This window comes from Anoxybacillus gonensis (assembly GCF_001187595.1).
GTDB lineage: Bacteria > Bacillota > Bacilli > Bacillales > Anoxybacillaceae > Anoxybacillus > Anoxybacillus gonensis.
On the sequence record NZ_CP012152.1, the window covers coordinates 621,229 to 644,517 of the forward strand.

Annotated in this window: 22 protein-coding genes, 1 pseudogene and 1 other annotated feature; of the genes and pseudogenes, 17 read left to right on the forward strand and 6 right to left on the reverse strand. The window is 42.6% G+C overall.

Translation table 11 applies throughout. The features are described from left to right. Window positions 1-42 precede the first annotated feature (42 nt). Together AFK25_RS03385 and clpB are read left to right on the forward strand one after the other, a co-directional pair. Window positions 43-222 carry a YjzC family protein gene (locus AFK25_RS03385; protein ID WP_003395421.1) on the forward strand — a complete coding sequence of 60 codons (180 nt, stop codon included), beginning with the start codon at window positions 43-45 and terminating at the stop codon, window positions 220-222. Between the two features lie 85 nt (window positions 223-307). Continuing rightward, a complete protein-coding gene (clpB, locus tag AFK25_RS03390; protein ID WP_019417872.1) occupies window positions 308-2,890 on the forward strand; it encodes an ATP-dependent chaperone ClpB in 2,583 nt (860 codons plus the stop codon). Window positions 2,891-2,915: 25 nt separating this feature from the next. On the opposite strand, the gene AFK25_RS03395 is transcribed toward clpB, so the two are convergent. Then, complete coding sequence (locus tag AFK25_RS03395) at window positions 2,916-3,095, reverse strand: YjzD family protein (protein ID WP_009362195.1); 180 nt, start codon at window positions 3,093-3,095, stop codon at window positions 2,916-2,918. A 138-nt stretch (window positions 3,096-3,233) separates the two neighbouring features. Here AFK25_RS03395 and AFK25_RS03400 point away from each other — a divergent pair, with 138 nt between their 5' ends. From AFK25_RS03400 to AFK25_RS03430, 7 genes and pseudogenes are all read left to right on the forward strand, one after another. Further along, window positions 3,234-3,935: an alpha/beta fold hydrolase gene (locus tag AFK25_RS03400; RefSeq protein WP_019417871.1), complete on the forward strand. Its 702-nt coding sequence runs from the start codon at window positions 3,234-3,236 to the stop codon at window positions 3,933-3,935. A 60-nt stretch (window positions 3,936-3,995) separates the two neighbouring features. Then, window positions 3,996-4,980 (forward strand): annotated as a pseudogene (locus AFK25_RS03405) (BMP family ABC transporter substrate-binding protein). A 107-nt stretch (window positions 4,981-5,087) separates the two neighbouring features. Continuing rightward, window positions 5,088-6,020 carry a beta-ketoacyl-ACP synthase III gene (locus tag AFK25_RS03410; RefSeq protein ID WP_009362191.1) on the forward strand — a complete coding sequence of 311 codons (933 nt, stop codon included), beginning with the start codon at window positions 5,088-5,090 and terminating at the stop codon, window positions 6,018-6,020. A 33-nt stretch (window positions 6,021-6,053) separates the two neighbouring features. Further along, entirely contained in the window at window positions 6,054-7,295 is a 1,242-nt protein-coding gene (fabF, locus tag AFK25_RS03415; protein WP_026011715.1) for a beta-ketoacyl-ACP synthase II, read from the forward strand. A 70-nt stretch (window positions 7,296-7,365) separates the two neighbouring features. Then, window positions 7,366-8,088, forward strand: a complete 723-nt coding sequence (locus AFK25_RS03420) for a DUF2268 domain-containing putative Zn-dependent protease (protein ID WP_019417868.1) — start codon at window positions 7,366-7,368, stop codon at window positions 8,086-8,088. 55 nt (window positions 8,089-8,143) lie between these two features. Next, complete coding sequence (locus tag AFK25_RS03425; protein WP_009362188.1) at window positions 8,144-8,350, forward strand: YuzI family membrane protein; 207 nt, start codon at window positions 8,144-8,146, stop codon at window positions 8,348-8,350. A 76-nt stretch (window positions 8,351-8,426) separates the two neighbouring features. Further along, a complete protein-coding gene (locus AFK25_RS03430) occupies window positions 8,427-9,167 on the forward strand; it encodes a YjbA family protein (protein ID WP_019417867.1) in 741 nt (246 codons plus the stop codon). Between the two features lie 29 nt (window positions 9,168-9,196). On the opposite strand, the gene trpS is transcribed toward AFK25_RS03430, so the two are convergent. Both trpS and AFK25_RS03440 read right to left on the reverse strand, forming a co-directional pair. Continuing rightward, on the reverse strand, window positions 9,197-10,186 hold the full coding sequence (trpS, locus tag AFK25_RS03435; RefSeq protein WP_019417866.1) for a tryptophan--tRNA ligase: 990 nt from the start codon (window positions 10,184-10,186) through the stop codon (window positions 9,197-9,199). Between the two features lie 47 nt (window positions 10,187-10,233). Continuing rightward, window positions 10,234-10,460, reverse strand: a binding site (T-box leader). Between the two features lie 35 nt (window positions 10,461-10,495). Beyond that, window positions 10,496-10,825 (reverse strand): DUF3899 domain-containing protein, encoded by a 330-nt coding sequence (locus AFK25_RS03440; RefSeq protein ID WP_035064938.1) that lies wholly within the window; start codon window positions 10,823-10,825, stop codon window positions 10,496-10,498. 286 nt (window positions 10,826-11,111) lie between these two features. Here AFK25_RS03440 and AFK25_RS03445 point away from each other — a divergent pair, with 286 nt between their 5' ends. The 5 genes from AFK25_RS03445 (at window position 11,112) to AFK25_RS03465 (ending at window position 16,812) form a co-directional block, all read left to right on the forward strand. Then, complete coding sequence (locus AFK25_RS03445; RefSeq protein ID WP_035064941.1) at window positions 11,112-12,764, forward strand: peptide ABC transporter substrate-binding protein; 1,653 nt, start codon at window positions 11,112-11,114, stop codon at window positions 12,762-12,764. A gap of 103 nt (window positions 12,765-12,867) precedes the next feature. Further along, window positions 12,868-13,797 (forward strand): oligopeptide ABC transporter permease, encoded by a 930-nt coding sequence (gene opp3b / locus AFK25_RS03450; RefSeq protein ID WP_035064943.1) that lies wholly within the window; start codon window positions 12,868-12,870, stop codon window positions 13,795-13,797. Next, complete coding sequence (opp3C, locus tag AFK25_RS03455) at window positions 13,794-14,807, forward strand: oligopeptide ABC transporter permease (protein WP_035064945.1); 1,014 nt, start codon at window positions 13,794-13,796, stop codon at window positions 14,805-14,807. Before opp3b ends, opp3C begins: the two co-directional genes overlap by 4 nt. 20 nt (window positions 14,808-14,827) lie before the next feature. Next, window positions 14,828-15,886: an ABC transporter ATP-binding protein gene (locus AFK25_RS03460; RefSeq protein ID WP_035064948.1), complete on the forward strand. Its 1,059-nt coding sequence runs from the start codon at window positions 14,828-14,830 to the stop codon at window positions 15,884-15,886. Next, window positions 15,883-16,812, forward strand: coding sequence for an ABC transporter ATP-binding protein (locus AFK25_RS03465; protein ID WP_035064951.1), 930 nt, complete (start codon window positions 15,883-15,885; stop codon window positions 16,810-16,812). Before AFK25_RS03460 ends, AFK25_RS03465 begins: the two co-directional genes overlap by 4 nt. A 100-nt stretch (window positions 16,813-16,912) precedes the next feature. Here the strand turns inward: AFK25_RS03465 and AFK25_RS03470 are convergent, their stop codons facing one another. Continuing rightward, window positions 16,913-17,104: a hypothetical protein gene (locus tag AFK25_RS03470; RefSeq protein ID WP_019417864.1), complete on the reverse strand. Its 192-nt coding sequence runs from the start codon at window positions 17,102-17,104 to the stop codon at window positions 16,913-16,915. Window positions 17,105-17,354: 250 nt separating this feature from the next. Between AFK25_RS03470 and spxA the strand changes: the two genes are divergently transcribed. Continuing rightward, window positions 17,355-17,765 carry a transcriptional regulator SpxA gene (gene spxA / locus AFK25_RS03475; protein WP_009362179.1) on the forward strand — a complete coding sequence of 137 codons (411 nt, stop codon included), beginning with the start codon at window positions 17,355-17,357 and terminating at the stop codon, window positions 17,763-17,765. 17 nt (window positions 17,766-17,782) lie between these two features. On the opposite strand, the gene cls is transcribed toward spxA, so the two are convergent. Together cls and mecA are read right to left on the reverse strand one after the other, a co-directional pair. Beyond that, window positions 17,783-19,291: a cardiolipin synthase gene (gene cls, locus AFK25_RS03480; protein WP_035064953.1), complete on the reverse strand. Its 1,509-nt coding sequence runs from the start codon at window positions 19,289-19,291 to the stop codon at window positions 17,783-17,785. 57 nt (window positions 19,292-19,348) lie between these two features. Further along, a complete protein-coding gene (gene mecA / locus AFK25_RS03485) occupies window positions 19,349-20,017 on the reverse strand; it encodes an adaptor protein MecA (RefSeq protein WP_009362177.1) in 669 nt (222 codons plus the stop codon). 223 nt (window positions 20,018-20,240) lie between these two features. Here mecA and AFK25_RS03490 point away from each other — a divergent pair, with 223 nt between their 5' ends. Both AFK25_RS03490 and pepF read left to right on the forward strand, forming a co-directional pair. Beyond that, window positions 20,241-21,425, forward strand: a complete 1,185-nt coding sequence (locus AFK25_RS03490) for a competence protein CoiA (RefSeq protein ID WP_035064956.1) — start codon at window positions 20,241-20,243, stop codon at window positions 21,423-21,425. A 37-nt stretch (window positions 21,426-21,462) separates the two neighbouring features. Further along, entirely contained in the window at window positions 21,463-23,259 is a 1,797-nt protein-coding gene (gene pepF / locus AFK25_RS03495) for an oligoendopeptidase F (RefSeq protein WP_128713012.1), read from the forward strand. The last annotated feature ends 30 nt before the right edge of the window (window positions 23,260-23,289 follow it).

Below are 23,289 nucleotides of genomic sequence, written 5' to 3' on the forward strand. Positions count from 1 at the left end.
CGGGCATATTATGAAATGATCAGACGATGAGGAGGAATACGGATGGGACAAAGTAGACATTTTCGCCCCGGACAAAAAGCGCCAAACAACGGGATATATATTGAAATTGGCGAGACAGGGGATCAAGTGAAAAATCCGAAAAAATTAAAACTAAAAGCAGGTGACCGTTTCCCTGAAACGTCGAATCATAATCGGATATGGACGTACTTTCCAAAACCGTAAGCCATCCTTGCATAAGGGTGGCTTTCTCGTTATAATACGTAATAGATAAAGGTCAAAAAAAGTCAAAGTCAAAGGGGTGAGCGAGATGAATATGCAACAAATGACGGAAAAAGTGCAAGAGGCGTTCATGCAAGCGCAATCGTTAGCAGTAGAGAAGCAACATCAGGAAGTGGACGTTGAACACGTTTGTGTCGCGCTTTTACAACAAGAAGATGGGCTTGCAAGGCGCATTTATGAAAAAATGTCTATTCCTGTTTCCCATTTGTTAGATGAATGGAACAAACAGCTTAACAAAAAACCGCAAGTCATTTCTAGTTCGCAGGCCGGAAAAATATATGTCACGAGCCGTTTGCAACAATGGCTTGTTCGAGCGGAACAAGAAGCGAAACAAATGAAAGATGAATATATATCCGTTGAACACTTGTTGCTTGCGCTCATTGACGACAAAGAAGCGAAACATATATTGTCGCGCTATCGAATTGATCGAGAGAAACTATTACAAACGATTATGGACATAAGGGGGAATCAACGCGTGGTTAGTCCAAATCCGGAAGCGACATATGAAGCACTGCAAAAATACGGTCGCGATTTAGTAGCGGAAGTGAAAGCAGGAAAAATTGATCCAGTCATCGGCCGCGATAGCGAAATTCGCCGCGTCATTCGCATTTTATCGCGCAAGACGAAAAACAATCCGGTTTTAATTGGAGAGCCGGGCGTTGGAAAAACAGCGATCGTTGAAGGGCTCGCCCAACGTATCGTGCGTAAAGACGTGCCAGAGGGGTTAAAAGATAAAACGATTTTTGCGCTAGATATGAGTGCGCTTATTGCAGGGGCAAAGTTTCGCGGAGAGTTTGAGGAGCGGTTAAAAGCAGTATTAAACGAAGTAAAGAAAAGCGAAGGGCGCATCATTTTATTTATTGATGAACTGCATACGATTGTCGGCGCTGGACGGACGGATGGGGCGCTTGATGCTGGGAATATGTTAAAACCGATGCTTGCGCGCGGAGAATTGCATTGTATTGGAGCAACGACGCTTGATGAATATCGTCAATATATTGAAAAAGACCCTGCGCTCGAACGCCGTTTCCAACAAGTGCTCGTAGAAGAGCCGACAGTTGAAGATACGATTTCGATTTTGCGCGGCTTAAAAGAGCGATTTGAAATTCATCACGGCGTGAACATTCATGACGGTGCGCTCGTTGCGGCGGCGACGTTGTCGGATCGTTACATTTCTGATCGCTTTTTGCCGGATAAAGCAATTGATCTCGTTGACGAAGCGTGTGCGATGATTCGAACGGAAATCGATTCGATGCCGACAGAGTTAGATGAAGTGATGCGAAAAATGATGCAGCTTGAAATTGAAGAAGCGGCGTTGAAAAAAGAGCAAGATGAAGCGAGCAAACAGCGCTTGCAATCGTTATCGCAAGAGCTCGCGAATTTGCGCGAAAAAGCAAATGCGATGAAAGCGCAATGGGAAAAAGAAAAAGAAGCGATTCAACAAGTGCGTGCGTTGCGTGAGCAGTTAGAAAAAGCGAAGCGCGAGTTAGAAGAAGCGGAAAACAATTACGATTTAAATAAAGCGGCAGAATTGCGCCACGGACGCATTCCGCAACTTGAAAAACAATTAAAACAGCTAGAAGAAACAGAAAAAGAGCGACGGTTGTTGCGCGAAGAAGTAACGGAGGAAGAAATCGCGACAATCGTGTCAAAATGGACGGGCATTCCGGTGACAAAACTTGTTGAAGGCGAACGAGAAAAGTTGTTGCGCTTAACGGACATTTTACATGAGCGCGTCATCGGACAAGACGAGGCGGTACAATTTGTGAGCGATGCGGTGTTGCGCGCACGCGCTGGCATGAAAGATCCGAATCGTCCGATCGGTTCATTTCTTTTCCTCGGTCCGACAGGTGTCGGAAAAACAGAATTGGCGAAGGCGTTAGCGGAAGCGCTTTTCGATAGCGAAGAACAAATGATTCGCATCGACATGTCAGAATATATGGAAAAACATGCAGTTTCTCGTTTAATCGGCGCGCCTCCGGGATATGTTGGCTACGAAGAAGGGGGACAGTTGACGGAGGCGGTGCGCAGAAAGCCGTATGCGGTCATTTTGCTTGATGAAATCGAAAAAGCGCATCCGGAAGTGTTTAACATTTTACTACAAATGTTAGACGACGGTCGCATGACGGATTCGCAAGGAAGAACGGTCGATTTTAAAAATACAGTCGTCATTATGACGTCAAATATTGGCTCGCATACGTTGTTAGAAGCGATCGATGCGCATGGAGACATAAGCGAAGAAGCGCGCGAACAAGTGTTGAAACAATTGCGGGCGCATTTTAGACCAGAGTTTTTAAACCGAGTAGACGACATTGTCCTATTTAAACCGTTAACCGCACGCGAAGTGAAAAGCATTGTGGATAAGTTTATGAAACAATTAGAGGAGCGACTTGCGGAACGACATATGACGATTACGTTAACGGACGAAGCGAAGACGTACATTGCGACACATGGGTTTGACCATGTGTACGGCGCTCGCCCGCTCAAACGGTTTATTCAAAAACATATTGAAACGAAGCTTGCGCGTGAAATCATTGCGGGACGTATTGGAGACTACGACACCGTCACGATTGATATCGAAGGCGACGAATTGGTCGTAAAAAAAGGATAAACGGACGTATGCCGTTTATCCTTTTTTAATGATGCACAGGTTCGTTCGGAATGAGTTGTGCAATCAATAAAATGAGAACGGTTGCAACGACTGCTAATGTTGTGCCTGTTTCGAAATGGTACGCCACGCCGATCATCGAGCTCACGACGTATGTCACCATGTTTACTAATAAAAACGTCCAGAAAAACGTCCAAAAAATACGCATGCCATTCCCTCCTTTACACTCTTTTTTATCTTAACATAAATGGTGAAGAGACGAAAACGAAAAATTGCAACGCCTAGTACACGAAAAAGAAAATCGCATACGATATATTGTACAATGATGTGCTTAAGGTGGACGATTATGACAGAGAAGCAACGATTTTTCCAATTCAGCGAGCAATGGTGTGCGATTCATGTCCCAGACCGACCGAACGGATTTGCCTTACTTCTTTTAGGAGACGTATCCCACTTCGTCGATGACAAAACGAGCTTATGGATGCAACATATTGGGAAAAACAAGTTGTTAAACGATTTATTACAACATGGCTATACGATTTTTTACTCACATTTGTACGGCGCCAATTGGGGAAGTCAAAAAGCGGTCAAACTAGCCAAACAGCTGATGCATTATGTGTTAAAAACGGAAATTTTAAATGAGCGCATTTATGTGTTAGCAGAAGGAATGGGGGCGCTTGTCGCCTTGCAGTTGATGAACGATTTACGCGATCAAATACGTGCGATTGCGCTATTAAATCCTTGTTTGCATTTACAGGCACAACTGCAATATGAAAAAGAGCATAAATTTTTTTATAAACGGTTCATGCGTCAATTAAAGCAAGCGTACGGAACAACAGAAGAGGAATTGGATCTCCCTCCGCTTTATGCTCCAACCGTACCGATGAAAATTTGGCAAGTGTCAGGAGTAAATCCATATCCTCCAACGATTCATGCAAGAGCGTATGCACAAGCGTTTGGCGTCCCCGTTTCATATCATTTGCCTGAAAAAACATATACGTTTGCGCAAGCCGTTCACGCGTTTTATGAACAATATAACGATGTATAGTCCCCATACACATGGGGATTTTTTCTTTACCGATCAGAAAGAAAGCAAGTAAAATAAAAAATGAGACGGAAAAAGGAGTGTTGCATGTTGATGTGGCGATATACATATTTCATTTTTGCACTACTTTTTATTTTATCTGCTTGCGCTCCTGCCCAATTATCATCGGGAAATGTACAAAAAGTCGGTTTGCTCGTTTCGGATACGATTGATGATCAAGTGTGGGGAACGAAAGGGTATAAAGGATTGCTTCGCATTCAAGCGAAGTTTGATGCGGAAGTGTTTTATCGCGAAGGGGTAAATTCAAAAGCAGCGACGGCACATGCGGTAAAACAATTTCACCAAAAAGGCGTTACCTTAATTTTTGGTCATGGAAGCGAGTATGGCGAGTATTTCGATGAGATCGCAGATCAATATCCGAATATTCATTTTGTGTTTTTTAACGGAGAGGCGAAAAAGAAAAATGTAACGAGCTTCAATTTCGCTGGGCATGCGATGGGGTTTTTTTGGCGGCATGGTAGCGGGGCATATGACGAAAACGAAGAAAATTGGCGTCATTGCCGCATTTGAATGGCAGCCGGAAGTGGACGGCTTTTTCGAAGGGGTGTTATATGAGAACGGAAATGCTCACGTCGACGTACAATATGTACAACATTGGGATGACGTCGATACGGCCATGGCCATTACCGAACGAATGATTGCTGAAGGGGTGGATGTCGTATATCCGGCCGGCGATAAATTTAGCGTACCAGTGATTGGAAAAATGAAGGAACACGGTCTTTATGCGATTGGTTACGTAACGGATCAAGCAGATTTAGGGGAACGAACGGTACTAACGAGCACCGTCCAACATGTCGATGCGCTATATGAACTTGTTGCGAAAAAATTTATCGATGGGGAGCTAACGTCTGGAACGACATATGTTGATTTTCAAGACGGTGTCGTCGAACTCGGAACGTTTAGCCCGCTTGTCGATGAGCCTTTCCAACAAAAAATAACAAAAGCAATTAAACGATATAAAGCAACAGGAAAATTGCCGAATGAGTAAATGAGGTGTCGAGTAAACGCCTCATTTTTTTATTGCATGAAATGAAAAAAGAAAGTAAAATTAGTACCAAGTAATAAAGTTTGATAATAAAAGGAGACGATATTTCCGTGAGTGCAGGAATTATTGGAATTGGACGATATTTGCCGGAACGTATTGTGACGAATAAAGAATTAGAACAACGAATGGATACGTCAGATGAATGGATTCGGACGCGCACAGGGATTGAAGAGCGGCGCATTGCCTCAAATGATATGGATACGTCCGATATGGGTTATATCGCAGCAAAGCGCGCTCTTGATGATGCGGGCATTTCTCCGGAACAAATTGATCTCATTTTAGTGGCGACGGTGACGCCGGATCGCGCTTTTCCATCTGTCGCATGTATGTTGCAAGAAAAGCTTGGAGCGGTACATGCAGCGGCGCTTGACGTAAGCGCAGCATGTGCAGGGTTTATGTATGCGATGGTAACCGCGAAACAATTTATTGAAACGAATACGTACAAATACGTGCTTGTCGTTGGTGTAGAGAAATTATCAAAAATCGTCGATTGGAGCGATCGAAATACGGCGGTGTTGTTTGGAGACGGCGCAGGAGCTGTCGTGATGGGAGAAGTTTCAGAAGGGCGTGGCATCGTATCGTTTGAACTTGGGGCAGACGGTACAGGTGGAAAATATTTATATCAAGACGATTATGTGGTCATGAACGGACGGGAAGTGTTTAAGTTTGCGGTGCGCCAAATGGGCGAGTCATGCATTCGTGTATTAGAAAAAGCAGGATTGACGAAAGCGGACGTCGATTTTTTAATTCCGCATCAAGCGAACATTCGCATTATGGAGGCGGCACGCGAACGGCTCGAACTTCCTGTTGATCGCATGTCGATTACAGTAAATAAATACGGAAATACATCCGCTGCTTCCATTCCGATTTCACTTGTAGAAGAAGTGGAAGCCGGACGCATTCAAGATGATGACCTTATCATTATGGTTGGCTTTGGCGGTGGATTAACGTGGGGCGCTATTGCATTGCGCTGGGGCAAATAACGATGGTATGATGAAACAAAGGAGTGATGAGTGGTGAAAAAAAGACGAGTCGTCGTCACGGGATTAGGGGCTGTCACACCGTTAGGAAATGATGTTGAAACGACATGGAAAAACATCGTTGCTGGACAATCCGGCATCGGTCCGCTCACACGGTTAAACGCGGACGATTTTCCTGCGAAAGTAGCAGCGGAAGTAAAAGATTTTCAAGTGGAACAATTTATCGATAAAAAAGAAGCGCGCAAAATGGACCGATTTACGCAATATGCGGTCGCCGCTTCCATGATGGCAGTAAAAGATGCCGATTTACAAATTACGGAAGAAAACGCACCGCGCGTTGGCGTCTGGATTGGTTCGGGCATCGGCGGGATGGAAACGTACGAAGAACAGCTGAAAACGTTTTTAGAAAAAGGATATCGTCGTGTCAGCCCGTTTTTCGTTCCGATGATGATTCCGGATATGGCGGCCGGGCAAGTGTCGATTATGCTTGGGGCAAAAGGAATAAACTCATGTACGGTCACCGCTTGTGCGACAGGAACGAACTCGATTGGCGATGCGTTTAAAGTCATTGAGCGTGGCGATGCCGATGTGATGATTACAGGCGGAACAGAAGCGCCAATTACACATATGGCATTTGCCGGATTTAGCGCAGCGAAAGCGCTCTCGTTTAATCCCGACCCAAAAACAGCGTGTCGTCCATTTGATCAACATCGCGACGGATTTATTATGGGCGAAGGGGCTGGCATTATTATTTTAGAAGAACTAGAACATGCGTTAAAACGCGGTGCGCGCATTTATGCTGAAATTGTGGGCTACGGTGCGACAGGCGATGCGTATCATATTACCGCTCCAGCACCTGGCGGAGAAGGCGGTGTGCGTGCGATGCGTCAAGCGCTTCATGATGCAAATATGCAACCAGAGGACATCGATTACATTAACGCGCACGGCACGAGCACAGAGTATAACGATAAATATGAAACGATGGCGATTAAAGAAGTATTTGGCGAACACGCATACAAACTAGCTGTCAGCTCGACGAAATCGATGACGGGACATTTGCTTGGCGCAGCAGGTGCTGTTGAAGCGATTTTCTCTATTTTATCGATTCACGACGGCGTCATTCCGCCAACGATTAATTACGAAACACCCGATCCAGAATGCGACTTAGATTACGTGCCGAACGTGGCACGCAAACAACATGTGCGTGCGGTATTAAGCAACTCGCTCGGCTTTGGTGGACATAATGCAACGATTATTTTCAAAAAATATGAAGGATGAGGTTCGCCTCATCCTTTTTCACATTTTCCTTTCGTTTATCGTACAATGCGATAACGAAAGGAGGAGTGTCATGGGAGTGGTAAATACGAAAGATTGGTTTGTCGATGATCGATGGCGAAAAAAAATAAAAGAAGATGTGCAACGCCATTTATTTGCGCACGGCATGGCTCGGCGCAACCAACATGATACGATGAAACAGCTCGCACAAAAAAACGTATGGGCGTTTGTCGCCAAAAAGTTCACAGAACTCCAAAAAGAGTGGGATGGCCCAGATGTGCCTGTATTTATTTTCCCTGCTGATGCCACAAACCGTTCTCTACAACATGAATTTGGTGGAAAATCAGGTGTCGCTTTTCGCGATCAACTATTTTTATTTTTGCTTCCTCACGTATCGAACGAACATATTTATGCCCTTCTTATTCACGAATATAACCACGTTTGTCGTTTACATGCTGATCCGAAAGACGAGCGCGACTATACGCTTCTTGATCGCATCGTGATGGAAGGATTAGCAGAACATGCGGTGAAGGAGCGACTCGGAAGCGAATATGTCGCAACATGGACGACATATTATACAGAAGAACAACTAAAGCAATGGATGAAAAAATGGATGATTCCAAACCTCTCTACTCGGCCAGACGATGCTCGTTACCGCGCGCTTTTATACGGTTCAGCATTTTATCCGCGCATGCTTGGTTATGCGGTCGGATATATGGTCGTCAAGCGAGCGCTAGAAAAAAAGACGATGATGGAGCTACTTTCAATGAAATCAGAAGAAATTTTTTTTATGTAACGCATCGTTTGCATGCTTGTTCATACATATAGTAGTGGACAAGGGGGACTGGCGAATGCGTTTCTTTTTTTATTTGCTTGGGTTTGGGATGTCGGTCATTGGTGGGACGACGATGATTGCGTATTTAAATATTATGGCATCACGTTCAGATTGGAAAGAATATCTCGTGTTTATTAGCACAAAAGTGGAATGTTACTTTTTGCCGATCGGTTTGTTTATGACGTGGTTAAGCATTTATTTTCCGTCTCATGATGATGGTTAAATTTAGGGTGAAATGGAATAAAATGAACGACCTCTGACCATACTGTGAACAAATCGTTCGAAGTGAGGGGTTATGCATGTTATATCTTCACGATGTTTGGGTGAATTGGTTTGAAGGGGAAGAAAACGGGTATAACGTTTGCCACTTTTATGAGTGGAGAAAAGATGATGCGATTGAGCTGTTAGATCAAGTGCCTGTATTAAAAGTGAGCCCACAACTGTTTCATTACTTAGAAAATAGTTTGTCGGAAATTCCGAAGCTGCTGCTTGAAGATGTATATCAAAAAGCGTACGTGCGCAAAAATCATGAGCGCATCCAGCTTGATTATTGTTTTATTGCGACAGATGGTTGTGGCATTGTGGCAATTGATACGATTGGCTATCATATTCCGATTCGAAAAAGCCGGCTCATTCCACGCCAAGAACAGCTCGTTTATGAGATGGTCAAAGAACAAGATGTGCGCATATATCCATTTCAACAAAGTGAAAAAGAATATCATATTTTATCGCCGCATCCTGCATTGATGAGCGGATTAACGCGCAAAGAGCGGCAATTGAAGCAACTATTATTTATGGCGCTTGACCAGTTGTACGGAACGAAAAATGTCGCTGAAGTGCGCTATTGGTACACCGAATGGGCGCCAGAAAAGTATGCATACATTCAACAAATGTCGTTTGAAGAAGCGTGGAACGGTTTGTATGAAGAAGCGAAATACGGATGGTCAGAGCGGCACGTTCATTTATGCGAACGGCTCGTCAAAGGACAACCGTTTTTTGAGAAACTATGGGAAATGGAACAAGAGCCGAAAGTGAATTAAAAAACTCAGCCCGCGTGGAGCTGAGTTTTTTATCGTCTTTTTCTTCCTAAACCGATGGCGTTTTCCATTTTCTTTAACATTTTACTTGCGACGCGGTTTGCTTTTTCGGCTCCTTCGTCTAAAATGTCATCTAGTTTCGAGCTTTCCATGAGCTCGTAATATTTTTCTTGAATTGGCGTTAATGCGTCAATAATAACTTGAGCGACATCGGCTTTAAACTCCCCGTACCCTTTTCCAGCATATCGTTCTTCTAATCGCTCGATCGGTTCGTTTGCTAAAATGGAGTAAATCGTTAATAAGTTCGATACGCCTGGTTTATTTTCTTTATCATAGCGAATGACGCCTTCTGAGTCTGTGACGGCGCTTTTTACTTTTTTCTCGATCGTTTTCGCATCATCAAGCAACGTAATGTACGATTTTTGGTTCGGATCGGATTTGCTCATTTTTTTCGTCGGGTCAGTGAGCGACATAATGCGGGCGCCGATTTTTGGAATGCGCGCTTCTGGGATCGTGAAAATGTCCCCATATCGTTTATTAAATCGCTCCGCTAAATCGCGCGTGAGCTCAATATGTTGTTTTTGATCTTCACCGACAGGAACGATGTCTGTCGAGTAAAGTAAAATGTCGGCTGCCATAAGTGGCGGATACGTTAACAACCCAGCGCTTACGGCTTCTTTTCCAGCAGATTTATCTTTAAACTGCGTCATGCGCTCTAATTCACCAATGTAGGCGATGCATTGTAAAATCCAGCCCGCTTGCGCATGCGCAGGCACTTCGGACTGAATAAATAAAGTTGATTTGTTCGGATCAATGCCGACCGCTAAATAAAAGGCAGCTAAGCTGCGAATGTTTTTCCGAAGCGCTAGCCGATCTTGCGGAACGGTAATCGCATGTTGATCGACGATACAAAAATAGCAGTTATAATTGTCTTGTAGTTCAACAAATTGTTTCATCGCTCCAATATAGTTGCCGAGCGTAATAACACCGCTTGGTTGAATACCTGAAAAAATCGTCTTCATCGAATCACTCCTTTTCATTTTTTAACAATAAAAAAAGTCCTATCATCTTTAGGGACGATAGAACCGTGGTGCCACCCTAGTTATTGTCGTTGCGACAATCACTTTGCCCATGCGTATGCATGGCGCCTTTGTAACGTAAGGCAAACGTTCAAGCCTACTTTTTTTCAACTTGAATGCTCGAAAGCCCATTCCATACAACTAGCGGCTTGTTCGCACCGTCCACAAGCTCTCTGAACGCCTCGTTATATGTACTATTCTTTGTCATCGCATCGGTTTTTTAAAACATTATATGGTGTACGTGTTTCATTGTCAACGGACGTACGAGAAAATGAGTGTAAGCAATGTGACGATCAGTCCCGAGAAAAAGAGCGGTGCTCCCCACTGTTTTTTTGTTTCATCATCGTCTTCGTCATCTATGTAGTCACGTTCAACAGGAGAACGAAACAACCGTTTAAAACTAGAAATTGTCATATCGAAAAAACCTTTTTCATATATGAACCGAAATCCGCCAATAATAACAAGAGGTTGGGCGATGTAAAAAGAAATATTAATAAATGTGAGCCACCAATTGCTCGAAAAAAGTGCAACCGTTAGCGCAATGAAAAATACGAGAAAGCTTGTCACGACTGCTTTTTTCATTATTCATCCACCTTTCGCGCTTAATCGCTGTGAAGTATTATACTAAAAAAAGTGTAAATTTTCTATTTACAAACGAATAAAAAACAAATAAAATAGTCATCAAGCTGATTTTATCCGACTTGTTAACAAACCTAACATTCCTTTAAAATGTTAGAAAATTTAAAAAAAGTTTTAAAAAAATCTTTTCAAGTATATTAATTCATTATATAATGTCCTTGTGTTTCAAATCTTCTGATAAATCAGAAGATGGAAATAAATACAATAAACAGATGAGGGGGAAATCCGCATGAAGAAAAAGTTATCAATCTTTTTCGTTCTTCTTCTCGTTGCTTCCATGGTGCTAGCAGCGTGTGGCGGCAAAAAAGAAGAAGACAAGGCTGCCAATGAAGGCGAAAAGCCAGCTCAAGAAGCTCCAGCAAAAGAGCAAGTATTAAACTTGCTTGAAACGTCAGAAATTCCTTCATTGGATTCTACGTTAGCGACTGACAGCGTGTCATTCCGCGTCATGAACAACGTATTTGAAGGATTATACCGTTTAGACCAAAACAACGAGCCTACGCCAGGAATGGCTGAAAGCTATGAAGTAAGCGAAGATGGAAAAGTATACACATTCAAGCTTCGCGATGCGAAATGGTCAAATGGTGATGCTGTGACGGCAAACGATTTCGTATATGCTTGGAGAAAAGCGCTTGATCCAAACACAGGTGCTGAGTATGCGTACATTATGTACGACATTAAAAACGCTGAAGAAGTGAACACAGGAAAAGTACCTGTTGACCAATTAGGCGTAAAAGCAATTGACGAAAAAACGTTACAAGTTGAATTGAAAAACCCAATTCCATATTTCTTAAGCTTATTAGCGTTCCCAACATTCTATCCACAAAACGAAAAATTTGTGAAAGAACAAGGGGACAAATACGGTCTTGAAGCAAACACAACAATTTACAACGGTCCGTTCGTATTAAGCGAGTGGAAACATGAGCAAAGCTTCCAATTAAAGAAAAACGAACAATATTGGGATGCACAAACTGTAAAACTTGAAACAATTAACTTCAACATCGTAAAAGATGTTGCGACTGGCGTAAACTTGTATGAAACAAACAAAGCAGACCGCGTTGGTTTAAGTGCGGAGTTTGTTGACAAATATAAGAGCGACAAAAACTTTAAAACAAAATCAGAGCCTGTATTGTTCTTCATTCGTATGAACCAAAAGAACGAAGTGTTGAAAAACGTAAACGCTCGTAAAGCAATCGCAATGGGCTTTGATAAAGAAGCAATGGTTGCGACAATCTTAAATAACGGTTCAAAAGCAGCAAACTACTTCGTTCCAGAAGGATTTGTTACAGGTCCGAACGGAACAGATTTCCGTGAAGAAAATGGCGACTTAGTGAAATTTAACGCTGAAGAAGCGAAAAAATATTGGGAACAAGCGAAAAAAGAGCTTGGCAAAGACAAAGTGACGCTTGAGTTGTTAAACTACGACAATGAAAGTGCGAAGAAAATTGGTGAGTTCTTAAAAGAGCAACTTGAAACAAACTTACCAGGCTTAACAGTGAACATTAAGCAACAACCATTTAAGCAAAAACTTGATCTTGAAAGCAAAATGCAATATGAATTATCGTTTGCTGGTTGGGGTCCAGACTATCAAGACCCAATGACATTCATTGACATGTTTGTCACAAACGGTGCACACAACCAAACTGGTTGGTCAAATGCTGAGTACGACAAACTTGTACAAGATGCGAAAACAACGCTTCTTTCTGACTTACAAGCTCGTTGGGATGCGATGGTAAAAGCTGAGAAAATCTTGTTAGATGAGGCGGTTATCGCGCCAATGTACCAACGTGGTGCAGCGTACTTAGAGCGTGAATACGTGAAAGGTATCGTTGATCATCCATTCGGTCCAGACAACAGCTACAAGTGGGCTTATATCGAGTAATCGAAAAGAAAGGAGAGTATATGTGCGACAAGCGTATACTCTCCTTTTGCCTGCTAGTCAAAAAAATTCAAAAAGTTTTTAATTTTGTAAGGAGGTGTGCAATATGGCACGATATACGTTACAACGGCTTATTTATATGTTGATTACACTATTCATTATCGCGACAGCCACGTTCTTTTTAATGAAGCTTCTCCCAGGTTCCCCTCTTCAAAATCAAGAGAAGCTATCACCAGAACAACAAAAAATCATTTTGGAAAAGTACGGTTTGAACGATCCCGTTCCTGTGCAATACGTTCGTTATTTAGGCAACTTAGCCAAAGGAGATTTAGGCGTTTCTTTCCAATATGATAATCGTCCAGTCACACAACTAATTGGTGATCGCATTGGTCCATCTGCACAACTTGGGTTTCAAGCGCTTGTACTCGGAACAATTGTCGGTATTTTGCTCGGTGTGATTGCGGCTGTTCGTCATAATACAGCGATTGACTATGGAGCAACGGTGTTAGCGGTTTTAGGTATTTCTATTCCATCATTTGTATTCGGTGGACTATTACAATATTATGTTGGTGTAAAATTGAAACTACTCCCTGTTGCGTTTTGGGACGGTTTTGAGTATACGATCATGCCAACGTTAGCGTTATCGGTATTCGTTATCGCGAGCATTGCGCGCTTTATGCGTACAGAAATGTTAGAAGTGCTCGGTTCGGATTATATTTTAACAGCGCGTGCAAAAGGAATTAGCGGCTTCGGCGTCATTTTTAAACACGGATTGCGAAACGCAATGATTCCAATTATTACAATTCTTGGTCCGATGGCTGTCAACTTAATGACAGGAACGCTTGTGATTGAGCAAATTTTCGCCGTTCCTGGATTAGGGGAGCAGTTCGTTCGTTCCATTAACTTAAATGACTATCCGGTCATTATGGGTACGACGATTTTCTATAGTGCGTTATTTATTTTTGTGATTTTCATTGTGGACATTCTTTATGGCTTAATTGATCCGCGAATTCGTTTAGCGGGAGGGAAAAAATGATGACAGAAAAGCAATTATCTCCTGAATTGTTTGAGCTAGCGACAGAACGTCAAGGCGATATGGAAAAAATTAATCGTCCAAGCTTAACGTTTTTACAAGACGCTTGGATTCGATTAAGAAAAAATAAAGGTGCTGTGTTCGGATTAATCATGATTATTGTCATTACATTGATGGCTATTTTTGCACCGATCATGAGTGATCGTACGTACAAACAGCAAAATTTACAACATGCGAAATTACCACCGCGCATTCCGGTGTTAGAACATATTGATTGGCTTCCGTTTAACGGAAAAGATATGAACGGCATTGATGTGTACGAAAAACGTGGGGTAAAAGAATATTATTGGTTCGGTACAGACGACCTCGGTCGCGACTTATGGACGCGGACATGGTATGGTGCTCGCATTTCGTTATACATCGGTGTATTAGCAGCAACGATTGACTTATTAATTGGAATTATTTACGGTGGCGTTTCAGGATTTTACGGCGGTCGCGTCGATAACGTCATGCAGCGCATTATTGAAGTGCTCGTTGGTATTCCAAACTTAATTGTTGTCATCTTATTTATTCTCGTATTTGAGCCGGGAATTATTTCAATTACGATGGCGATGGTCATTACCGGTTGGGTCACGATGGCACGTATTGTGCGTGGACAAATTTTAAAGCTAAAAAATATGGAATACGTTTTAGCCGCACGCACGCTTGGAGCATCTGATGCACGTATTATCGGAAAACATTTGCTTCCAAACGTCGTTGGACCGATTATTATTACGACGATGTTTACGATTCCGAGTGCGATTTTCACAGAGGCGTTTTTAAGTTTTATTGGACTCGGTATTCGTCCTCCTGAAGCGTCGCTCGGTTCACTCGTCAACGATGGGTATAAATCGATCCAAACGTTCCCGCATTTAATGATGATTCCAGCGTTTGTGATCAGCTTGCTCATTTTAAGCTTTAACTTATTGGCAGACGGTTTGCGCGATGCGCTTGATCCGAAAATGCGTAAATAACGAATGAAAGGGGTGGAACAATGGAAAAAGTACTAGAGGTAAAAGATTTGCATATTTCGTTTGATGTGTACGGCGGAGAAGTACAAGCTGTACGCGGTGTATCGTTTGATTTGCATAAAGGAGAAACGCTTGCGATCGTTGGAGAGTCTGGTTCAGGAAAATCGGTCACGTCAAAGGCGCTTATGCGTCTACTTCCGATGCCGCCTGCGCGCATTAAGCAAGGACAAATTTTATTAGAAGGTCGCGATTTGACAAAGCTGTCAGAAAAAGAAATGCAACGTGTGCGCGGAGCGGAAATTTCGATGATTTTCCAAGATCCGATGACCGCGTTAAACCCAACGATGACGATCGGAAAACAAATTACAGAAGTGTTATTAAAACATCAACAAATGTCCAAAGCAGAGGCGAAGGAGCGCGCCATTGAATTGCTTGACCTTGTCGGCATTAAAGAGCCAGCGCTTCGCTTTAAACAATATCCGCATCAATTATCGGGCGGTATGCGTCAACGGGTCGTCATTGCGATCGCGCTTGCATGCAATCCGAAAGTGTTAATTGCGGATGAGCCGACGACAGCGCTAGACGTGACGATCCAAGCGCAAATTTTAGAGCTCATTAAAGACATTCAGAAAAAGACAGGAACGTCGATTATTTTCATTACGCACGATTTAGGCGTTGTAGCAAATGTGGCGGATCGTGTTGCGGTCATGTATGCGGGCAAAATTGTCGAGAAAGGGACAGTTGATGAAATTTTCTACAATCCGAAACATCCGTATACATGGGGTCTACTTGCCTCGATGCCAAGCTTAGAACATGGGGAAGAAGAATTGTACTCGATTCCAGGAACGCCTCCAGATTTATTAAATCCGCCAAAAGGAGATGCGTTTGCCCCTCGAAATGCGTATGCGTTAAAAATCGATTATGAAATGGAGCCGCCGATGTTCCAAGTGTCTGACACGCACTATGCGGCAACATGGTTGCTTCACCCGAACGCACCGAAAGTCGAACCTCCGAAAGTCGTGCGCGAACGGATGAAAAAGTTCGAAGCATTAACGAAAGATCGAGGAGGGGAGAAGCGATGAACAAACTCGTTGAAGTGAAAAACTTAAAACAATATTTTAAAGTCGGTAAAGGCCAAGTCGTTAAAGCCGTTGACGATGTCACGTTTGATATTTATAAAGGAGAAACGCTCGGTCTCGTTGGTGAGTCGGGATGCGGAAAGTCGACGACAGGGCGCACAATTATTGGGTTATATGAAGCAACAGGCGGCGAAGTGTTGTTTAACGGGTTAAGCGTGCATCGGAAAAAGTCAGCGAAAGAAGCGAAAGAGTTAAAACGGAAAATGCAAATGATTTTCCAAGATCCGTATGCGTCATTAAACCCGCGAATGACTGTTGCGGATATTATTGCAGAAGGAATCGATATTCACGGCTTAGCATCGTCGAAAGAAGAGCGCATGAACCGCGTATATGAACTGCTTGAGACGGTCGGATTAAACCGTGAACATGCGAACCGTTATCCGCATGAGTTTTCAGGCGGTCAGCGTCAGCGGATTGGCATTGCGCGCGCGCTTGCGGTCGAGCCAGAGTTTATTATTGCCGATGAGCCAATTTCGGCGTTAGACGTATCGATTCAAGCGCAAGTTGTCAACTTAATGAAAAAGTTGCAACGCGAAAAAGGGTTGACGTATTTATTTATCGCCCACGACTTGTCGATGGTGAAATACATTAGCGATCGAATTGGCGTCATGTATTTCGGAAAAATGGTTGAGCTTGCGGATGCGGAAGAATTGTATCGCAATCCGATTCATCCGTATACGAAGTCGCTTTTATCTGCCATTCCGCATCCAGATCCAGAAACGGAGCGGACGCGTAAACGTATCATTTACGATCCGACGCAACATAACTATAAAGAAGGCGAAGACGTGCGCATGCGCGAAATTACGCCAGGTCATTTCGTCTATTGCTCAGAAGCAGAGTATGAAAAATATAAAGCGATGTACAGCTAATCTCTCGTTTGAGAGATTAGCTTTTTTCGTTTGATGTACTAAAGTATTATACAATATTTTGATTCGTTTGACTATTTTGTTTTTAAAAAAAGCCCCGAGATTATCTCGAAGCTTTTTTTCCGCCAACTGTTTTCCAGCCGGTTTGAATATGTTCGCTCATCGCTGTATGTAACCGCTTTTTTTGTCCACCAAATATGTTTTCACCAATGCCGTTTAAAATGACACCCATAAGCGCGGTGATGCCGATGACTAAAATGGAAACAATCGTAAAATCAATAAAAAATTGCGCCATACAAAAAACCCCCTTTGTTTGCCATGTCTATTTTTATTGTAGAGAAAATTTCAAATGAAAGCAACGAAAAACGAAACCATTTATATCGGACAACCGTATATTATATGTGTGAAGTGAAAAAAAGGTGTATCTTTCTAAACTTTTTTGTTGTATAATGTACGTTGTAAAGTTTTTTAAACTCATTTTAAAATAAGATGTGTTTTAATACAGAAAACTATGGAAGCAACCCATTTTTAAGGGAGTGATATATATGGTCATCGTGTACTCATCGCCAAGTTGCACGTCTTGCCGAAAAGCGAAAGCATGGTTAGAAGAGCATAACATTCCGTATAAAGAGCGTAACATTTTTGCGGAACCGTTAACGATTGAAGAAATTAAAAGCATTTTGCGCATGACAGAAAACGGAACGGATGAAATTATTTCAACGAGATCGAAAATTTTTCAAAAGCTAAACATTCAAGTCGACTCGTTGCCGTTACAAGATTTGTATGAAATTATTCGCCAACATCCAGGATTGTTGCGCCGTCCGATTATTATGGACGAAAAGCGTCTGCAAGTTGGCTACAACGAAGATGAAATTCGCCGCTTTTTACCGAGAAAAGTGCGGACGTATCAATTGCGTCAAGCACAGCAGCTCGTCAACAGCAAAGGCTTAGCGTAACGTACACGCTAAGCCTTTTATAATAATGGAGAAAGAAGACGGGCGGTTGATTCAGCGATGCGCATCCAAAGCGGGCGCTGCTGAAATTGGGCTATATCAATTTTTGATGAATGATGAAAATCGTTCATAAAATCATTGACTAACGTTTGTACGCTTGGCGTTTGATATAAAAATGCGTTCACTTCAAAGTTTAAATGGAAGCTGCGCATATCCATATTCGCTGTGCCAATCGAAGCGAGTTCCCCGTCTACGACGATAATTTTGCTGTGCATAAACCCTTTTTCATATTCGTAAATCGTTGCTCCTGCTTCTAATAATTCAGGAAAGTAAGAGCGGGAAGCGTAAAAAACAATTTTTTTATCCGGTCGCTTCGGCACAAGAAGCCGCACATCAATACCGCTTAATGCCGCCACTTTTAACGCCGTTAAAATATCTTCATCTGGAATGAAATATGGAGAGGCGATCCAAATGGAACGTTGAGCCGATGTAATCATCGCAAAAAATAAATGTTTAATGACTTCCCACTTCGTATCCGGTCCACCAGCGACAAGCTGAACGCCTCCGAGCGCATCATCAGCGACGGTCGGAGCGCTTAAATAGTTCAACGTCAATAATTGTTGCCCAGTCATGTAATACCAATCTTGTAAAAAAATAAGTTGCAACGTGCGAACGGCTTCACCGGAAACGAGTAAATGTGTATCGCGCCAAAAGCCAAAATATTCGTTTTTCCCTAAATATTCGTCGCCAATATTTAACCCGCCGACAAAACCGACTTTTCCGTCAATGACGATAATTTTGCGATGGTTGCGGAAGTTGATCGTATTGTTTAAAAACGGCAAGCGAACAGGGGAGAATGGAATCATATCGACACCTGCTTCGCGCATTTCCTGTATGTACGTTTTCGACAGTTTCCAACTTCCGACAGCATCGTACAAAAAGCGGACGTGTATCCCTTTTTTTGCTTTCGCCATTAATATGTGCTTTAGGCGTTGACCGATGTCGTCATCGCGCACGATGTAATATTCAAGATGAATGTGGTGCTCTGCTTTTTCTAATTCCGCAAAAATGGCGGCAAACGTTTCTTTTCCATTCGTTAACACGCGTGTTTTTGTCGCCGTAGAGATTGACTCTTTCGTCAATCGTTTCGCTAGTTGTAACAACGGTTGTTGATGAGGTTTCATATACAGTTTTCGCTCTTGATCGGCACGATTTGTTTCAAGTTTGCGAAACGTTTGTTCATCAAGCAACGCCTTTTTTCGAAAAAGTCGTTTTTTGCGATAATTTTGCCCGAAAAATAAATAAAAAATAAAGCCGACGAGCGGAAAACTGCCGAACAAAACGAGCCATGTGAGCGTTTTTGTCGGATGGCGGTTTTCTAAAAAGATGACGAATGAAATAAAAATGACTGACAAGGTCACAAATAAGCTGAACGTTCCGAGCAGCCAGCCTTCCCAATAGTCTTTCGTTATCGTTAAAAAGCCGATGAAAATAAGGATAAACAGTGCCACTTTTAAAGCATTTCTCATGTTTCGTTCACCTAACCTTACGGAAAAAAAGCCGATTTCAAGCAATTGAAATCGGCGTTATGAGTTTGGAAAATGTTTTGCGATCATCGTTAGCGCTTGTTCTTCGATGACGACTTTTCCGTATTCTTCAAGACGATGAATCGTCATTTGGGAATCTTGCCCATATTCAAGCAATATGCTTAACATATTGTCAATGTCGCGATCGGCATCTTCTTCTGTAAATTCGACGTATAAATAGTAGCTGTTTTCAAATGCGAATAGGCGATTGTTTAATGTTGAAAAATCGCGACGATGAGCAAGGGCGATGACGTCTTCAATATTTTTGAAGCGGATGACAAATTGTAGCGGATTTTCAGGCGCTGTCGATGATGATGTTTTAATGATGTTAAAATGTTGATCTAATATTTGCTCGATTTTTTCATCGACAGGTAAATCTTTAAATCGTTCATCGTTAATTGGAAGTTCTAACTTCGTTCCGTCTTTAGAAATTTGCGCTCTTGTGACGAGCACTTCAATGCCTTTTTCAAGCGCATGCACTTGAATCCAAAGCGGGCCTTCTAAATAAAGTTCCGCTTCTTGATGAATTTCGTCCATCATTTCCCAAAATAATTCTTCGCTTCGTTCGCGATTGTACCAAATTTCTTCGCGATCAAATCCGCGTTCTTCAATATCTCCGTACGATATATATAGCTTCAACGTATATTCATTGATGCGTTCGATTTCCATGTTCCTCAGCTCCCTTCTATAATTATCCATTCAGGAAGGGAATTCACCCCTGAGCATTCGCCCATCCTCCCACATCTTGTACTTCTATTGTATGACAAAATGTGAAAGAAGGGAAATAAAAAACGCCTAATTCAATAAATTTAGTTGTTCCCCTATTTTTTGTATTTCTTGCAGGACAATTGTTCATTTTGTTGAAAACATGTGAGGAGAAAGGAGAGGTTATATGTTTGTTGCTTTGTTTAAAAATGGGGAAGTATGTTCGTTATTAGACGATTGGACGGTTGAACAGTTACATGTATGGCGAGCGACCGAATCGTTTTTTTGTCCCGTTTGTCGCAAGCGGGTACAGTTGAAAATCGGTAAAAAACGCATGCCGCATTTTGCCCATGAAGCAAAATGTATCATTGAAACAGAGCGAGAAACGATCGCACATTTACAAGGAAAACAACAGCTGTACGAATGGTTGTTAAATGAACGGCTAGAAGTCGGGGTGGAAACGTATTTGCCACACATTCAACAACGGCCAGATATATTTGTCGTCCATCAGCAAAAGATGTATGCGTTAGAGTATCAATGCTCCACAATTTCATCCTCTTTATTTACGAAACGAACGAAAGCGTATATGAACGCAAACATGATCCCAATTTGGATTCTTCATTCGTCACATGTGCAGCGTCGCGGATTGTTTTTTCGATTGTCTTCGTTTCTGTGGCTTTTTTTCAACGACCAAGAGATGATCCCGTTTTATTGCTCAACGCAGCGCACCATGTCGTTTCTTCATCATCTCATTCCGCTATCGGCAACGATTGCATATGGGGAGTGGACGACGGTTCCGCTTCATGCGCTCTCGTTTTCTTCTTTGCGAAAACGAATGAACCGACAACAAACCGCCCTTTTTGACGCTTGGAACATAAAAAAGAAGCAGTGGCGCATGTCTCCTCTCTACTACCGAACGAACCACACGTTTTGTCGCATCGTGTATGAAGCGCATATGACTCCATCGTTATTTCCGCATGAAGCAGGCATCCCCCTTCGCCATTCGTATTGGTTTGAGACGCCGCCGTTTGTTTGGCAAACGTATATGTTGCTTGAAATGATGAATATTCCGCTTCATGTGACGTTTTCGTTTCATCAATTATATGATCGACTGCAGCGTTTCATTCGTCAAAATCTCATTCATATTCGCCCGCTTCCGCTCGTTACAAAAACGCATTATTCATATGCGCTCATGGACTATTTACATGCGCTCGTTTCGCTTCGTTTTTTAAAAAAAGTCGGAAAAAGTTCGTTTCAGCGCATTCGGTCATGGTCGCTTCCGCAAAACATGGAAGAAGCGATTCGTGGAGATGAACAAGTGTTGCGACGAATTGTAAGCAAAAAAGAGGATTTTTTCGTAAAACGAGAATAATATATAAGTAAACATTTTGATGGAAGAGGTGATTCATATGGCAAAATCGTTGCCGACACGTAAAGATGTTCCGACAGAGTATACGTGGCGTCTTGAAGATATTTTTGCGACAGATGAACAATGGGAAGAGGAGTTTCAGGCGATTACCGCGCTTCTTCCGAAATTTTCGGAGTATAAAGGAAAGCTAGGAGAAAGTGCAGAAACGTTATATGAAGCGTTACAATATCGCGATCATGTGTTGTTGCGATTAGGAAAGCTATATGCGTATGCTCATATGCGCCATGATGAAGATACGACAAATTCGCTTTATCAAGGATTGGAAGCAAGAGCGGAAGGATTGTATGCGGAAGCAGGCAATGTGATGGCGTTTATCGTGCCGGAAATTTTAGCGCTTGATGAATCGGTCGTGCGCACGTTTTTACAACAATACGAACCGCTTCGACTGTATGAGCATGAACTAGATGAAATGAATCGCCAACGTCCGCACGTGTTACCGGAAAAAGAAGAAGCGATCCTTGCGCAAGCAGCGGATGTCATGAATGCGTCGAGCAATACGTTTGGGGCGCTAAATAATGCCGATTTGCGTTTTCCGACAATTCAAGATGAGAACGGGGAAGAAGTGGAAGTCACGCACGGTCGTTACATTCGTTTCCTTGAAAGCGAAGATCGCCGCGTGCGGCACGATGCGTTTAAAGCGGTGTACGATACATATCGTAAATATGAAAATACGTTCGCTAGCACGTTAAACGGAGCGGTGAAGCGCAATAACTTTTTTGCGCGCGTTCGCAACTATCGCTCGGCGCGTGAGGCGGCATTAAGCAAAAATCAAATTCCTGAAACGGTGTACGATAATTTAATCGAAACGATTCATCGCTATTTGCCGCTGTTGCATCGTTACGTTCAGCTGCGCAAGCGCGTGCTCGGATTAGATGAGTTGCATATGTACGATTTATATACGCCGCTTGTGAAACAAGTCGATATGAAGGTGACGTACGAAGAAGCGAAAGAGTTATTATTAAAAGGGCTCGCTCCGCTTGGCGAACAATATATTGCGATCGTAAAAGAAGGATTTGACAATCGTTGGGTCGATGTGCATGAAACGCGCGGCAAACGAAGCGGCGCATACTCGTCTGGTTCATATGGCACGAATCCGTACATTTTAATGAACTGGCAAGACAATGTCAATAACTTATTTACGCTTGCGCACGAGTTTGGCCATTCGGTGCATAGCTATTATACGCGCAAATATCAACCGTATCCGTACGGAAACTATTCGATTTTCGTAGCCGAAGTGGCATCGACGTGCAACGAGGCGCTGCTCAACGACTATTTATTACAGACGATCGATGATGAAAAGAAAAAGTTATATTTATTAAACCATTATTTAGAAACGTTCCGTGGAACGGTGTTCCGTCAAACGATGTTTGCTGAGTTTGAACATATGATTCATCAAATGGCGCAAAATGGTGAGGCGCTCACCGCACAAACGTTAACGGAAAAATATTACGAATTAAATAAAACATATTTTGGGGACGGCATCGTCATCGATGAAGAAATCGGCTTAGAATGGGCACGCATTCCGCATTTTTATTACAACTATTATGTATATCAATATGCGACAGGCTTTAGCGCGGCCACAGCGTTAAGTAAACAAATTTTAGAAGAAGGCGCGCCAGCTGTCGAGCGCTACATTGCGTTTTTAAAAGCTGGAAGCTCCGATTATCCGATTGAAGTGTTGAAAAAAGCAGGTGTCGATATGACATCTCCAGAGCCAATCGAACAAGCGTGCCAAGTGTTTGAACAAAAACTACAACAACTGGAGCAACTATTATAAAAGGCGACGGAATGGTCGCCTTTTTTCTGA

What these genes read in the sequence shown, in the direction of transcription:
- AFK25_RS03385 (WP_003395421.1), top strand. Translation starts at nt 43, where the DNA reads ATGGGACAAAGTAGACATTTTCGCCCCGGACAAAAAGCGCCAAACAAC.
- clpB (WP_019417872.1), top strand. Translation starts at nt 308, where the DNA reads ATGAATATGCAACAAATGACGGAAAAAGTGCAAGAGGCGTTCATGCAA.
- AFK25_RS03395 (WP_009362195.1), bottom strand. Translation starts at nt 3,095, where the DNA reads ATGCGTATTTTTTGGACGTTTTTCTGGACGTTTTTATTAGTAAACATG.
- AFK25_RS03400 (WP_019417871.1), top strand. Translation starts at nt 3,234, where the DNA reads ATGACAGAGAAGCAACGATTTTTCCAATTCAGCGAGCAATGGTGTGCG.
- AFK25_RS03420 (WP_019417868.1), top strand. Translation starts at nt 7,366, where the DNA reads ATGGGAGTGGTAAATACGAAAGATTGGTTTGTCGATGATCGATGGCGA.
- AFK25_RS03425 (WP_009362188.1), top strand. Translation starts at nt 8,144, where the DNA reads ATGCGTTTCTTTTTTTATTTGCTTGGGTTTGGGATGTCGGTCATTGGT.
- AFK25_RS03430 (WP_019417867.1), top strand. Translation starts at nt 8,427, where the DNA reads ATGTTATATCTTCACGATGTTTGGGTGAATTGGTTTGAAGGGGAAGAA.
- trpS (WP_019417866.1), bottom strand. Translation starts at nt 10,186, where the DNA reads ATGAAGACGATTTTTTCAGGTATTCAACCAAGCGGTGTTATTACGCTC.
- AFK25_RS03440 (WP_035064938.1), bottom strand. Translation starts at nt 10,825, where the DNA reads ATGAAAAAAGCAGTCGTGACAAGCTTTCTCGTATTTTTCATTGCGCTA.
- AFK25_RS03445 (WP_035064941.1), top strand. Translation starts at nt 11,112, where the DNA reads ATGAAGAAAAAGTTATCAATCTTTTTCGTTCTTCTTCTCGTTGCTTCC.
- opp3b (WP_035064943.1), top strand. Translation starts at nt 12,868, where the DNA reads ATGGCACGATATACGTTACAACGGCTTATTTATATGTTGATTACACTA.
- opp3C (WP_035064945.1), top strand. Translation starts at nt 13,794, where the DNA reads ATGATGACAGAAAAGCAATTATCTCCTGAATTGTTTGAGCTAGCGACA.
- AFK25_RS03460 (WP_035064948.1), top strand. Translation starts at nt 14,828, where the DNA reads ATGGAAAAAGTACTAGAGGTAAAAGATTTGCATATTTCGTTTGATGTG.
- AFK25_RS03465 (WP_035064951.1), top strand. Translation starts at nt 15,883, where the DNA reads ATGAACAAACTCGTTGAAGTGAAAAACTTAAAACAATATTTTAAAGTC.
- AFK25_RS03470 (WP_019417864.1), bottom strand. Translation starts at nt 17,104, where the DNA reads ATGGCGCAATTTTTTATTGATTTTACGATTGTTTCCATTTTAGTCATC.
- spxA (WP_009362179.1), top strand. Translation starts at nt 17,355, where the DNA reads ATGGTCATCGTGTACTCATCGCCAAGTTGCACGTCTTGCCGAAAAGCG.
- cls (WP_035064953.1), bottom strand. Translation starts at nt 19,291, where the DNA reads ATGAGAAATGCTTTAAAAGTGGCACTGTTTATCCTTATTTTCATCGGC.
- mecA (WP_009362177.1), bottom strand. Translation starts at nt 20,017, where the DNA reads ATGGAAATCGAACGCATCAATGAATATACGTTGAAGCTATATATATCG.
- AFK25_RS03490 (WP_035064956.1), top strand. Translation starts at nt 20,241, where the DNA reads ATGTTTGTTGCTTTGTTTAAAAATGGGGAAGTATGTTCGTTATTAGAC.
- pepF (WP_128713012.1), top strand. Translation starts at nt 21,463, where the DNA reads ATGGCAAAATCGTTGCCGACACGTAAAGATGTTCCGACAGAGTATACG.